This is a genomic window from Mycolicibacterium tusciae (assembly GCF_002086795.1).
Taxonomy (GTDB): Bacteria; Actinomycetota; Actinomycetes; order Mycobacteriales; family Mycobacteriaceae; genus Mycobacterium; species Mycobacterium tusciae.
On sequence record NZ_MVIM01000004.1, the window covers coordinates 223415 to 236328 of the forward strand.

General features: G+C 66.4%; 15 protein-coding genes. 8 read left to right on the top strand and 7 right to left on the bottom strand.

Features of this window, described 5'->3' with window-relative positions; genetic code table 11:
• From ybeY to era, 4 genes are read left to right on the top strand one after another with little or no spacing between them, the layout of a single operon-like run.
• Entirely contained in the window at positions 1 to 537 is a 537-nt protein-coding gene (gene ybeY / locus BST47_RS09600; RefSeq protein ID WP_083125298.1) for an rRNA maturation RNase YbeY, read from the top strand.
• The gene (locus tag BST47_RS09605) at positions 534 to 1823 is read left to right on the top strand and encodes a hemolysin family protein (RefSeq protein WP_083125299.1); all 1290 of its coding nucleotides are present in this window, start codon (positions 534 to 536) and stop codon (positions 1821 to 1823) included. Before ybeY ends, BST47_RS09605 begins: the two co-directional genes overlap by 4 nt.
• Entirely contained in the window at positions 1816 to 2133 is a 318-nt protein-coding gene (locus BST47_RS09610; RefSeq protein WP_083125300.1) for a cytidine deaminase-like protein, read from the top strand. Before BST47_RS09605 ends, BST47_RS09610 begins: the two co-directional genes overlap by 8 nt.
• Positions 2130 to 3029 carry a GTPase Era gene (gene era, locus BST47_RS09615; protein ID WP_083125301.1) on the top strand — a complete coding sequence of 300 codons (900 nt, stop codon included), beginning with the start codon at positions 2130 to 2132 and terminating at the stop codon, positions 3027 to 3029. Before BST47_RS09610 ends, era begins: the two co-directional genes overlap by 4 nt.
• 29 nt (positions 3030 to 3058) lie before the next feature.
• Here era and BST47_RS09620 read toward each other — a convergent pair whose 3' ends face one another.
• Genes BST47_RS09620 through BST47_RS09630 form a run of 3 tightly spaced genes read right to left on the bottom strand, consistent with a single transcriptional unit; the run spans position 3059 to position 5472 of the window.
• Positions 3059 to 3400, bottom strand: coding sequence for an MmpS family transport accessory protein (locus BST47_RS09620; protein WP_083125302.1), 342 nt, complete (start codon positions 3398 to 3400; stop codon positions 3059 to 3061).
• 21 nt (positions 3401 to 3421) lie between these two features.
• On the bottom strand, positions 3422 to 3970 hold the full coding sequence (locus tag BST47_RS09625) for a CAP domain-containing protein (protein ID WP_083125303.1): 549 nt from the start codon (positions 3968 to 3970) through the stop codon (positions 3422 to 3424).
• Between the two features lie 11 nt (positions 3971 to 3981).
• The gene (locus BST47_RS09630; protein WP_083125304.1) at positions 3982 to 5472 is read right to left on the bottom strand and encodes an amidase; all 1491 of its coding nucleotides are present in this window, start codon (positions 5470 to 5472) and stop codon (positions 3982 to 3984) included.
• 63 nt (positions 5473 to 5535) lie between these two features.
• On the opposite strand from BST47_RS09630, the gene recO reads away from it, so the two are divergent.
• Genes recO through BST47_RS09645 form a run of 3 tightly spaced genes read left to right on the top strand, consistent with a single transcriptional unit; the run spans position 5536 to position 7630 of the window.
• On the top strand, positions 5536 to 6378 hold the full coding sequence (gene recO / locus BST47_RS09635) for a DNA repair protein RecO (RefSeq protein ID WP_083125305.1): 843 nt from the start codon (positions 5536 to 5538) through the stop codon (positions 6376 to 6378).
• Positions 6326 to 7207, top strand: a complete 882-nt coding sequence (locus tag BST47_RS09640) for a decaprenyl diphosphate synthase (RefSeq protein ID WP_083125306.1) — start codon at positions 6326 to 6328, stop codon at positions 7205 to 7207. Before recO ends, BST47_RS09640 begins: the two co-directional genes overlap by 53 nt.
• Positions 7208 to 7630 (top strand): hypothetical protein, encoded by a 423-nt coding sequence (locus BST47_RS09645; RefSeq protein ID WP_083125307.1) that lies wholly within the window; start codon positions 7208 to 7210, stop codon positions 7628 to 7630. It abuts the gene before it with no gap.
• Here the strand turns inward: BST47_RS09645 and BST47_RS09650 are convergent.
• Both BST47_RS09650 and BST47_RS09655 read right to left on the bottom strand, forming a co-directional pair.
• Positions 7622 to 8044: a Fur family transcriptional regulator gene (locus tag BST47_RS09650; protein WP_083125308.1), complete on the bottom strand. Its 423-nt coding sequence runs from the start codon at positions 8042 to 8044 to the stop codon at positions 7622 to 7624. The genes BST47_RS09645 and BST47_RS09650 overlap by 9 nt on opposite strands.
• On the bottom strand, positions 8041 to 8409 hold the full coding sequence (locus BST47_RS09655) for an ArsR/SmtB family transcription factor (RefSeq protein WP_083125309.1): 369 nt from the start codon (positions 8407 to 8409) through the stop codon (positions 8041 to 8043). The genes BST47_RS09650 and BST47_RS09655 overlap by 4 nt, the downstream gene beginning before the upstream one ends.
• Before the next feature lie 17 nt (positions 8410 to 8426).
• Between BST47_RS09655 and BST47_RS09660 the strand changes: the two genes are divergently transcribed.
• On the top strand, positions 8427 to 9881 hold the full coding sequence (locus BST47_RS09660; RefSeq protein ID WP_234809634.1) for a glycine--tRNA ligase: 1455 nt from the start codon (positions 8427 to 8429) through the stop codon (positions 9879 to 9881).
• Here the strand turns inward: BST47_RS09660 and BST47_RS09665 are convergent.
• Together BST47_RS09665 and BST47_RS09670 are read right to left on the bottom strand one after the other, a co-directional pair.
• Positions 9878 to 11881: a TPM domain-containing protein gene (locus BST47_RS09665; RefSeq protein WP_083125311.1), complete on the bottom strand. Its 2004-nt coding sequence runs from the start codon at positions 11879 to 11881 to the stop codon at positions 9878 to 9880. The genes BST47_RS09660 and BST47_RS09665 overlap by 4 nt on opposite strands.
• Before the next feature lie 5 nt (positions 11882 to 11886).
• Positions 11887 to 12864, bottom strand: coding sequence for a GlxA family transcriptional regulator (locus BST47_RS09670; RefSeq protein ID WP_083125312.1), 978 nt, complete (start codon positions 12862 to 12864; stop codon positions 11887 to 11889).
• Between the last annotated feature and the right edge of the window lie 50 nt (positions 12865 to 12914).

A 12914-nucleotide genomic window follows, 5' to 3' on the forward strand; every position in this document is an offset into this window, starting at 1 on the left:
ATGAGCATTGAGGTGTCCAACGAATCGGGCATCGACGTTTCCGAAGAGGAACTGATCAGCATTGCCCGATTCGTCATCCGCAAGATGAAAGTCAACCCCGCCGCCGAACTGTCGATGGTGCTGCTCGACACGTCGGCGATGGCGGACCTGCACATGCGGTGGATGGACCTGCCCGGTCCCACCGATGTGATGAGCTTCCCGATGGACGAGCTCGAGCCGGGCGGGCGGCCCGACGCGGCCGAACCGGGGCCGTCGATGCTCGGTGACATCGTGTTGTGCCCACCGTTCGCCGCCGATCAGGCTGCCGCGGCGGGTCATTCGCTTGGCCAGGAACTCGCACTGTTGACGGTGCACGGCGTGTTGCACCTGCTCGGGTACGACCACGCCGAACCCGACGAGGAGAAGGAGATGTTCGCGCTGCAGCGTCAACTGCTTGAAGAGTGGGTCGCCGACCAGGTTGACGCGTACCACCAGGACCGCCAGTCCGAGAAGGATCGGCGCCTGTTGGACAAGTCCCGATTCTTCGACGAACAGTGAACAATCTCGGTCAGTTGATCAGCGCGATCGTATTGGTCGGCGTAGCCGGCCTTTTCGCCGCGACCGACGCGGCGATCAGCACGGTATCGATGGCGCGCGTCGAGGAACTCGTGCGCGACGAGCGGCCTGGTGCGGTGCGGCTCGCGAGGGTGATGGCCGAGCGCCCGCGCTTCATCAATCTCTGCGTCTTGCTCCGAATTGCCTGCGAGGTCAGCGCGACGGTGCTGTTGGCCGCCTTCCTCGACGACTATTTCGGGGTGAGCTGGGGACTGGTCTCGGCCGCGGCGATCATGACGGTGGTCAGCTTCGTCGCGATCGGCGTCGGACCGAGGACCGTCGGCCGGCAGAACGCCTATTCCATCGCGCTGGTGGCTGCGCTTCCGCTGCAAGCGATTTCGATCGTGCTCACCCCGGTGAGCCGCCTGCTGGTGCTGCTCGGTAACGCGCTGACTCCCGGCCGCGGCTTCCGCAACGGGCCGTTCTCGTCCGAGATCGAGCTGCGTGAAGTCGTCGACATGGCACAGCAGCGCGGGGTGGTGGCCGACGACGAGCGACGGATGATCCAGTCGGTGTTCGAGCTCGGCGACACCCCGGCTCGCGAAGTGATGGTGCCGCGCACCGAAATGGTGTGGATCGAGAGTGACAAGACGGCGGGTCAGGCGACCTCGCTTGCGGTGCGCAGCGGACACTCGCGCATCCCGGTGATCGGCGAGAACGTCGATGACATCATTGGTGTCGTCTACCTGAAAGACCTTGTCCAGCGGACGTATTACTCCAACAACGGCGGACGCGACACCAAGGTGTCCGAGGTGATGCGGCCCGCGGTGTTCGTACCGGACTCCAAGCCGCTGGATGCGCTGCTGCGCGAGATGCAGCTCGACCGCGTTCACATGGTGCTGCTGGTCGACGAATACGGTGCGATTGCCGGACTGGTCACGATCGAGGATGTGCTCGAGGAGATCGTGGGTGAGATCGCCGACGAGTACGACACCGACGAAGTCGCACCGGTGGAAGAACTGGGCGAGCGTCGATACCGCGTGTCGGCGCGACTGCCGATCGAGGATCTCGGCGAGCTGTACGACATCGAGTTCGACGAGGACCTCGACGTCGACACGGTCGGCGGGCTGGTGGCCTTCGAGTTGGGCCGTGTCCCGTTGCCGGGTGCCGAAGTGACGTGGGACGGGCTGCGACTGCTCGCCGAGGGCGGACGGGATCATCGCGGACGTGTCCACATCGGCACCGTCCTCGTCAGCCCGAACGAACAGCCGGAGGGCGACGATGAGTGAGCTTGATACCGAGGACGCCAAGTTGGTCACGCTGGCGCGTGGCGCGATGGGCCGGGCCGAGGCGTCCTGCGGTGCGGCGGTGCGCGACCTCGACGGGCGCACCTACGCCGGCGCTCCGGTCGCTTTGGACTCGCTGGAGCTGACCGCGCTGCAGGCCGCCGTCGCGGCGGCGGTGTCCAGCGGCGCGACCGGATTGGAGGCCGCCGTGCTGGTCGGTGGAAGTGTCGACGACGCCGGCGTAGCCGCGGTACGTGAATTGTCGGCGGACGCCGTCGTCATCGTCACCGACCGGGCGGGTAACCCGCAGTGACCGAGTTTCGTTCGGGCTTCGTCTGTTTCGTCGGCCGGCCCAACACCGGCAAGTCGACGCTGACCAACGCTCTGGTCGGGACCAAGGTGGCGATCACCGCCAACCAGCCGCAGACCACCCGGCACACCATCCGCGGCATCGTGCACCGCGAGAACTTTCAGATCATCCTGATCGATACCCCGGGCTTGCACCGGCCGCGCACGCTGCTGGGCCAGCGGCTCAACGATCTGGTGAAGGACACCTACTCCGAGGTCGACGTCATCGGGCTGTGCATCCCCGCCGACGAGCGGATCGGGCCGGGGGACCGCTGGATCCTCGAGCAGATCCGCGCGATCGCGCCAAGGACCACGCTGGTCGCGATCGTCACCAAGACCGACAAGCTGGCACGCGATCGCGTTGCCGCCCAACTGATCGCGGTGAGCGAGCTGGTGGGCCGGGACACCGAGATCGTTCCCGTGTCGGCGACCACCGGTGAGAACCTCGACGTGCTGACCGACGTGCTGGCCGCACAGCTGCCGCCGGGTCCGGCTTTCTATCCCGACGGCGAGCTCACCGACGAGCCCGAAGAAGTGTTGATGGCCGAGCTCATCCGCGAGGCCGCACTCGAAGGTGTGCGCGACGAGCTACCGCACTCACTGGCTGTGGTCATCGAGGAGGTCGAGCCACGTGAAGGGCGGGACGACTTGATCGATGTGCACGCCATTCTCTACGTCGAGCGCGACAGCCAAAAGGGCATCGTGATCGGCAAGGGCGGCGCCAGGCTGCGTGACGTCGGCACCGCGGCCCGTACGCAGATCGAAAAGCTCTTGGGCACAAAGGTTTACCTCGACCTACGGGTCAAGATCGCCAAAAACTGGCAGCGTGACCCCAAACAGCTCGGGCGTCTGGGGTTCTGAGCACTGGAAGAACGATCCGGCGCCGTTGGTCACAGGTACGCGATGCAGTGCGCCGCGTCGCCCGGCGCCTGCTCGGCGACCACCGCGCCGTCCAAGGTGATACGGCATCCCTGGCTACCGGTCTTGGTGACCACGACGACTTGCAGCAATGCGACGTCGGGACCGATCGACACGGTCTGGGTGAACGGCGTCGCGGTGTCTTCGGGGATGCGGCCGCCCGGGTCGAGGTCGATCGAGTACACCGTGCCTGATCCGGTGACCTCGTAGACGACGGTCTGTGATTGCGCGGATGCCGGCGCGATGCCGATACCGGCCGATACCGCGGCCGCCGCGAACGTCAGCGCGGCGACCCTTGTGCAATTGATGCTCATGAATCCTCCCGAACAAAGATTTCAGCCCGGGAAGCCGGCGCCCGGCTGTCCGAACGGCCGGTTCGGTGATTGCACGGGAGGTGCGCCGTCACCCTTGCCGTAGACAGCGACGACGACGGTGCGGTCGATCAGATTCGCTGACCACACGCCGATGTCGACGTTCGAGCAGTCCGACATGATCGCGTTGTAGTCAGGCCGGTGATACCACTGGTTGATCAACTCGATGCCGCTGATCGCCAGCGCCGGATTGATGGCCGTCGTCTCGGCCACGGGTCCGGCGTAGCCGGCGTTGCGCGCGCGGTCGGCCACAGTCGACCCGTCGGAACCGATGTCGCCGTTCAGCGCCCGGTTGTTGAGGACGTCGTTGGTGTGCCACTGTGCGGCCAGCCGCAGCTTGGGATTGATCTTGATGTCGGTCGTGCACCCGGCCTGGTGCTGCATGGTGTAGACGTTGGCGACCACGCTGTCGTTGAGCCGCTTGTTGTCAGCGCCCGCCGTCGGTGTCCCCAGCACGTTGCCGGCCGCCACCACCAGGACCGGGAGTGCGTATGCCAAGTGCCACGCTTTCATGGGCGATGACACTACGCCACTTCGCCAGGCCTGATCTCCTCAATGGAACGGCCGGTCGGGTCCGGGTCCGGTGCCATCGACGGCGTCCACCACACCTCCGGTTGCTTGTTGGCCCAGCCGTTGATCGCCTCGAGCGCGGCGGCCAGTGAGATCAGCAACGGCTCACTGTTGGCCGGACCCATCAATTGCACCCCGATCGGCAGACCAGTGGACGTGAACCCCGCGGGCACGTTGATCGAGGGCCAGCCCAGCAGGTTCCACGGCCAGGTGACGGGACAGGCCCGGATCATGGCGCGATCGGTGGCCAACCCGCTGAGGGTGTCGTAGTCGTGGACGTTGGGGGGTGGTTGGGCGGTGGTCGGTGCCAGCACGACGTCGACGAGGTTGAAGATCCACTCGATCCGGCGGTGCGACGCCGCCTCGCGGGCGCGCGCCCTGCGCAGCGTGTGCTGCGACAGCATCCAGCCGGTCCGCATGTTGGCCTTCGTGCGCTTGTCGAGGTCCACGCCGTATCCCAGGCGGTCGGCCCAGTCCAGCAGTCCCGCGGTCGAGCGCGACAGGAAGCTCCACGACATGGCCAGGTTGTATGCGGGGTCGGCTTCGACGATCGTGTGCCCGAGCTCTTCGAGCTGTGCCGCGGTGGCTGCCATCGCGGCACGGATCTCGGGGTGCAGTTTGGCCCGGAAGGCGGTGTACGGGAACCTGGTCGACAGCGCGATCCGCAGCGGTCCCGGTGCTCGGCCGACGTAGTCCGACGTGTGCACGGGCGGCGGCTGGTGCAGGTCACCGGGAACGTTGCCCGACGCCGCGTCGAGCACGATCGCCGCGTCGGTGACCGTCCGGGCGAGCACACCGTTGACGGTGATGCCGTTGAACGCTTCAGGCAACGGCCAGGTGGAGATCCTGCCGCGCTGGGGTTTGATGCCGACGAGGTGAGTCCACGCCGCGGGAATGCGGACGCTGCCGGCCCCGTCGGATCCGATGGCCGCGGCCACCAGGCCCGCGGCCACGGCGGCGGCGCTGCCGCCCGATGATCCGCCCGGTGTGTGCTCGCGCGACCACGGATTGCGAGTGTGCCCGAAGGCCGGTCCGCTGGTGAACGGCCACTGGCCCAGCTCGCAGGTGTTGGTCTTGCCGACGATCACCGCGCCCGCGGCCTTGAGCCGTCGTACGACTTCGGAGTCCTCGCGTGCGGGCTCGATGTCGCCCGCCGCGCCGAATCGAGTGGGCACACCCCTGACGTCGACGTCGTCTTTGACGGCGATGGGTATGCCCAGGAGCGGATGTTTTGAAAGATCCTGGCCCGCTGCGCGTTTGCGGTCCGCCTCGGCGGCGTCCGCCAGCGCTTGTTCGGTCAGCACCACCCGGAACGCGTTGAGCGTGGGCTGGCTGGCGGTGATCGCGTCCAGTGAACGGCGCACGAGGTCGTCGGACGTGACGGAACCACTCGCCAGCTGAAAAAGCTGCTGAGTGAGCGTGGGAAAACGGGTGGGCTCGACCATCACCTATAAAGTACCGGCGCTGCGTACACCGAACTTGTCCGATCGCAATGCAAGACTGTTGTGATGCGGCTGTACCGGGATCGAGCGGTGGTGCTGCGTCAGCACAAGCTCGGTGAGGCCGACCGGATCGTCACCCTGCTCACCCGTGACCACGGGTTGGTGCGCGCGGTGGCCAAGGGGGTGCGGCGCACCCGCAGCAAGTTCGGGGCCAGGCTGGAGCCGTTCGCGCACATCGACGTTCAGCTGCATCCCGGCCGGAATCTCGACATCGTCACCCAGGTCCAGGCCATCGATGCGTTCGCCACCGACATCGTCAGCGATTACGGCCGCTACACCTGTGCGTGCGCGGTCCTCGAGACAGCCGAGCGCCTGGCAGGTGAGGAGCGGGCCCCGATGCCCGCACTGCACCGGCTGACCGTGGGCGCGCTGCGGGCGGTGGCCGACGGCAGTAGGCCCAGGGAACTCGTACTGGACGCTTACCTGTTGCGCGCCATGGGAATCGCCGGTTGGGCTCCTGCGCTGACTGAATGCGCCCGCTGCGCGGCGCCGGGGCCGCACCGAGCGTTCCACGTCGGGGCCGGGGGCAGCGTGTGCGTCCATTGCAGGCCGTCGGGGTCGGCGACACCCCCGCAGGCGGTGATGGACCTGATGGCCGCGCTGTACGACGGGGACTGGGAGCACGCGCAGACGTCGACGTCGTCGCATCGTAGCCAGGCCAGCGGCCTGGTCGCCGCGCACCTGCAGTGGCATCTGGAGCGGCAGCTGCGGACGTTGCCGCTGGTCGAACGGATGTACCGGGTTGATCAGACAGTCGCCGACCTACGGGTTCCGCTGGTCGGGCAGGATATGGCGCATGGCTACCAAGAGGGGCAAGGAGAGGTACCCACAGCTGCCCCCGGCGCCTGACGACTATCCGACATTTCCCGACAAGTCGACGTGGCCGGTCGTTTTCCCCGAACTGCCGCCCCGCACCAACGGCAAGTTCGCGCGGCCGCCACAGCACACGTCCAAGGCGGTAGCCCCAGAGATCCCGGCCGGTCAGGTACCCAATCACGTCGCGGTGGTGATGGACGGCAACGGACGGTGGGCCACCCAGCGCGGGCTGCACCGCACCGAGGGGCACAAGATGGGCGAAGCGGTGCTCATCGACATCACCTGCGGAGCAATCGAAATCGGCATCAAGCACCTGACCGTGTACGCGTTCTCTACCGAGAATTGGAAGCGCAGCAGCGAAGAGGTGCGCTTCCTGATGGGGTTCAACCGCGAGGTGGTCCGTCGTCGCCGCGAGAATCTCAACGACATGGGTGTGCGGATGCGCTGGGTCGGTTCGCGGCCGCGCATGTGGCGCAGCGTCATCAAGGAGTTCGACATCGCCGAGCAGATGACTGTCGACAACGACGTCATCACCATCAACTACTGCGTGAACTACGGTGGCCGCACAGAGATAGTCGAAGCGGCCCGCGAGCTTGCGCAGCAGGCGGTGGACGGCAAGATCAACCCGAGTCGGATCAGCGAGGCGGCGTTCGCCAAGCATCTGCACCGCTCCGACATCCCCGACGTCGACCTGTTCATCCGGACGTCGGGGGAGCAGCGGGCAAGTAACTTTCTGCTGTGGCAGGCGGCCTACGCCGAGTACGTCTTTCAGGACAAGTTGTGGCCCGACTACGACCGCCGCGACCTGTGGGAGGCGTGCGAGGAGTATGTGAACCGCAACCGTAGATTCGGTAGGGCCTAGATGACGCTGCAGGATCGACTGGCAACGGTTCTCGGCGAAGTCCTGGTGCTGAATCGGGAAGATGACGGCGCTATCACGCTGCACCATGACGGCACGATCGCGTCGCTCCGGGTGGTGGATATCGCCGAAGGCCTCGAATTGGTGTCGCTGACGCAGATCTTGGCGTGGGACCTGCCACTGGACGCCAAACTGCGGGCGGCGGTGGCCGATCATGCTCACCACACGCTTCTCGGCACCGTGTCCCTTGCGGCCAAGAGCGGCCACAAAGAGGTGGCGGCCGGGGCCAAACGCAATTCCAAGAAGGTCGCGGATGTGTTGCTGCGCTACAACTTTCCCGCAGCTGGTCTCACCGACGATGCCTTGCGCACGCTGATCCTGATGGTGTTGGCCACCGGTTCTGACGTGCGGCGCGCCCTAACCTGACGGCTTGGCGCTCGTGCACGCCCCGCACAGCCCGAAGATCTCGATCGTGTGACTGATGTCAGAGAATCCGTGCCTGCGGGCGACCTCGGTCGCCCACGTCTCGACCTGATCGCCCTGTACCTCGACGGTCGAACCGCACGCCCGGCACACCAGGTGGTGATGATGGCCGTCGGAGCAGCGCCGGTACACCGCCTCGCCGGTGTCGGTGCGCAGCGCGTCGACGACGCCTGCCGCGGCCATCTGCTGCAGGGTGCGGTAGACGGTGGTGAGCCCGATACCCTCACCGCGCCTGCGCAATTCGTCGTGTAACTCCTGGGCGGATCGAAATTCGTCGAGCCTGTCCAGTAGTGCCGCGATCGCGGCGCGCTGCCGGGTGGAGCGGACTCCGGTAGCGGCCGCCGCGGGCCCCGTCACCCGTGGCCCTCCGCAGCGTGCGTCACGGCTGCAACGACGATGTCAGCCAGGTGGTGATCGACCAGGCGGTACATCACCTCTCGTCCCGATCGCGAGCCCGCCACCACCCCGGCGGATTTGAGGATCCGCAGATGCTGGCTGACCAACGGTTGGGGCACCGCCAGCGCGTCGACGAGTTCGTGGACACAGCGCGCCGATTCGCGCAGTTGCAGCACGATCGCAATGCGCACCGGGGCGGCCAACGCCCGCAACAGGTCGCCGGACGTGTCGAGCACATCGCGCGGCGGCAACTCGGGAAACGGCTCGCCACTGTGATCATGACCGTTCTCGACGGGATCTTCGGCGAAAGTGGAAACCATTTTCATTATGGCGCCCAGAATACATGCAGACTTCCGCATGTCAACCGGGTGCGAGCTTCTCGCTAGGGTGTTATCCCGTGGCTTCCATCATCGACACCGTCGCCAACCTCGCCAAGCGTCGTGGACTCGTCTTCCAGTCCGGCGAGATCTACGGAGGCACCAAGTCGGCGTGGGACTACGGCCCACTCGGGGTGGAACTCAAGGAGAACATCAAGCGCCAGTGGTGGCGTTCGGTCGTCACCGGTCGCGACGACGTCGTCGGCCTGGACAGCGCGATCATCCTGCCCCGTGAGGTGTGGGTGGCCTCGGGGCACGTCGAGGTGTTCAACGACCCGTTGGTCGAGTGTCTGAACTGCCACAAGCGCCACCGTCAGGACCACATGCAGGAGGCGTACGCCGAGAAGCAGGCGAAGAAGGACGGTGTCACAGTCGACCCCGACACGGTGTCGATGAGCGAGATCGTGTGTCCGGACTGCGGCACGAAGGGGCAATGGACCGAGCCGCGCGACTTCAACATGATGCTCAAGACCTACCTCGGCCCGATCGAGACCGAGGAGGGCCTGCACTATCTGCGTCCGGAGACGGCGCAGGGCATCTTCGTCAACTTCGCGAACGTCGTCACCACCGCGCGTAAGAAGCCGCCGTTCGGTATCGGGCAGATCGGCAAGAGCTTCCGTAACGAGATCACGCCGGGCAACTTCATCTTTCGCACCCGCGAGTTCGAACAGATGGAGATGGAGTTCTTCGTCGAACCAGACAGCGCCCCCGAATGGCACCAGTACTGGATCGACACGCGGCTGCAGTGGTACGTCGATCTCGGCATCGACCGCGACAACCTGCGGCTCTACGAGCATCCGAAGGAGAAGCTGTCGCACTACAGTGACCGAACCGTCGACATCGAGTACAAGTTCGGCTTCCAGGGCAACCCGTGGGGTGAGCTCGAAGGTGTGGCGAACCGGACCAACTTCGACTTGTCAACGCACTCAAAGCATTCCGGCGTCGACCTGTCGTTCTACGACCAGGCTACCGAGACCAGGTACGTGCCCTACGTCATCGAACCCGCAGCCGGCCTGACGCGGTCGCTGATGGCGTTCCTGGTCGACGCGTATCACGAGGACGAGGCGCCCAACGCCAAGGGCGGTGTGGACAAGCGCACCGTGCTCCGGCTCGATCCGCGGTTGGCTCCGGTCAAGGCCGCGGTGCTGCCGCTGTCGCGCAACGAGCAGCTGTCGCCGAAGGCGCGTGATCTTGCCGCCGAGCTTCGCAAGTCCTGGAACGTCGAGTTCGACGATGCGGGCGCCATCGGGCGGCGCTACCGCCGCCAGGACGAGATCGGCACACCGTTCTGCGTGACGGTCGACTTCGACACACTCGAGGACCAGGCCGTGACGATCCGCGAACGCGACGCCATGACACAGGAGCGCGTGGCACTCGATGCCGTCAGCGATTACCTCGCTGTCCGGCTCAAGGGCGCCTAGAAGCGGCCGCCGCCGCCGAACATCCCGCCTCCGCCGCCGGAGCCGCCGAACGAACCGGTGCCGAAGCCGCCGCCGCCGAAGCCGCCGCGCATCCCTCCGCTGAGGATGTTGCCGATCAGAATGCCACCGATCATCGCGCCGATATTGCCCCCACCGCCACCGCGACCGCCGAACGGACCACCCGGACCCATATACGAGCGTTGCGCGTTCTGCAGATCGGCGGTGGCCAGGGTCTGGGCCTGTGACGCCAGCATCGCGGCGCCGTTGGCGTGCGCGATGGCTTCGGCTGGATCGGTCGACCGCTTCTGCTCGGCGGCGCCGATGTGCCGGACGGCCTCGGCCAGTCGGGTACGAGCCTCCGGACCGACGATGCCACGGCGAGTATCGATGAAATCCGACACCGATCTGATCCGCGACCGCGCGGTGAACAGCGCCTCTTCCAACGCCCGATTGAGTCGCTCGGCTGCCTCCCGATCCTGCTCGACTGCCGCCAGCAGCCGGTCAAGATCCGCGTCGGCTTTGGTCAGTTCGGTGAAAGAACCGAGCGGGTCAACAGATTTCGAGCGCTGGGCGGTGGCCACTGCGGCCGCCGCCGCGTCGCGGGCCTCGGCCAGTTGTGCTGCCTGCGGCGCGTTGCCCTGCTTTAGCAGGGCGCCGGCCTGCTTGATGCCGTTCTGAATGTCTTCGATCGCCGAGGGCAGCGTGGCGACCGCTCGACGGATATCGCTGGCAGCGCTGTCCACCGCGTCCAGCAGCCCGCGCGCCTGGGCCAAGGCAGACTCGGCCGCGCGGACGCATTCGACGAGTTCGGTCTGTCGCCCTGCCACCGGCCGGAGTGCAAGATCACGCCCGCGGCTGATGTTTTCGTCGGCGAAGGTCAGCAGTTCCTTGGCCGCGTCGACGTTGCCGGCCACCGAGCTCAGCGCCGTCGCGTCGAACTCGCTGTGCAGTTGCGCGAGCTTCTGCCCAGACGAGTCGAGCCGGGCGGTGATGTCGACCACCTGTTGGGTCATCGCGTCGAGCCGGGATGGCGCGTTGATCACCAGGTTCCGCAGATCGGCGAAGGCGCCTTGCTGCGCGTCCAACTCACGATCGGCCTTGGCGGCGGCGACCACGACACGAGTCAGCAAGTCGCGACGCTGCGCCGGCGTCTCCGGGATGGCGTCGTCGAGGATCTGACGGACGTTGAACGCTTGGGCGAGAGTCGTTTTCGCGTTGCCGACCGCACGCGTGAACGGCTCGGTCCGGTCCGTGCCGAACTCCTCGACGGCCAGTTCGAGTTCGTGCTCGCTGGTGCGCACGGCGTTGTCGACCTCGACCACCATTGCGCGTGACAGGTCGTCGAGGGCATCGAGCGACACCGCCGACAGTGCGTACGGATCGGTGGGATCGATCCGGCGTGCCGCGGCGAACTCGGCTTCGCGACGCTTACGCCGTCGTCGTCGCTGCCAAAGCATCAACAGCACGACCGCAAGTGCGATCACCCCCAGCGCCACCACCAACCCGAGCCAGCTGACACGCGCGCTCGAGCCCGAAGACTGAGCGAGCCCGTCGGCCGCCCCCACCGCCGCCCCAGTCCAGTCGTCTTGGCGCAGGGCGGGCTCGATATCGTTGCGCCGCACGCTTTCCACCCGGCTGGAGCTCAGCTCGGTGGCGCTGTCGGGCACAAGGAAGGCGTACGCACGATCGGCTGTGGCCACCGCTAGCAGCGCGTCGAAATCGCCGAGGTCGCTGGCCCGCATCGTGTTACGCGCCCAGGCTTCCGCTGACTGGCCGGAGAACGACTCGACGTAGACGACCCACAAGCGGGTCTTGCGACTGGCGTACAACTCGTCGACCGCCGACGTCACCTGTGCCAAGCCGGAGTTGTCGAGGACGCCCGCTCGATCGGTGACATAACCCGGGAGGCGGAACGGGGGCTCAGCGGACGCCGACGGCGCAAGAAGGGCACTGGCGACGATCGTCGCGAGCACGACGCTGAGCAAGCGGGCGATGCGCATGGTCGTCAATCTAGTGATTTTTCCGGAGTGTCGAAGCCACCATGCCTCAATGCCTTCATCGGGGTGCGGAGGGCCGCGGCGTTGCGATAGCCGACCATCGCGGCGATCTGGTCGAGGTGCAGCGAGGTGGTCTGCCTCAGATGGTTGGCCCGCTCGACCCGCAGCCGCTGGATCAGTCTGTAGGGAGTGAGACCGAGCTGATCCCGGACGCGCCGTTCCAGGGTGCGCCGTGTCGTTCCGATGGCGTATGCCGCCGCGGGGACGCTGATATCGCGGTCGAGGTTGGCGCGGATCCATGCCTCGAAATCGATGACCAGTTGGTCCGCCGTTTCGAGGTAGGTGTGGGCGGCGTTGACGCTTCGTGCCGGCCGTTGATCGAAAAGCAGGAAGGCCGCGGTCGCGTCCGCCAGTTGTGGACTCACCGATGCCACGATGTGCATAGCGAGATCGATATGGGCGAATGCGGCCCCGGCGGTGGTGACGGTGCCGTCCGCGACGACCATGCGCGACATGTCCAGTGTCACGCGAGGGAAGCGGCGGCGGAACTCGTCGACGAGCCACCAACTCGTGGTGGCCAGTTTCGAGTCGAGAATGCCGGCGTCGGCGAGGACGAATGTGCCAGTGCACGCCGCAGCCAGCAGGCGGCCGTCCAGCGCCCAATCCCGGGCCGTGCGACGGATCGCGAGCACGTCCTCACGGAGTAGAGCATCGACGATGCCGTTGGGAGTGTTGACCGCAAGCGCAGGCACGACCAGAAGATCCAGCGAATGCAGTCGGTCGTCATCGGCGCCGATGTCGATCGGCGCCAGCAGGCCGCCCGCGGTTCGAATTGGCTCGTCGGTCACACCGACCGTGGACACCTGAATTTCGGGGATGTCGCGATCCACCTGCGGGATGGCCGTGTTGGCGCCGCGCAGCACGTCGAGGAGCGTCACAAGGCCAGAGTCCCAACATGACGGAATGGCGATGACCCCGACATGCATGTCGCAAATGCTATGCGTCCTGTCGCAAACGCACTCATCCGGGTGCCTAG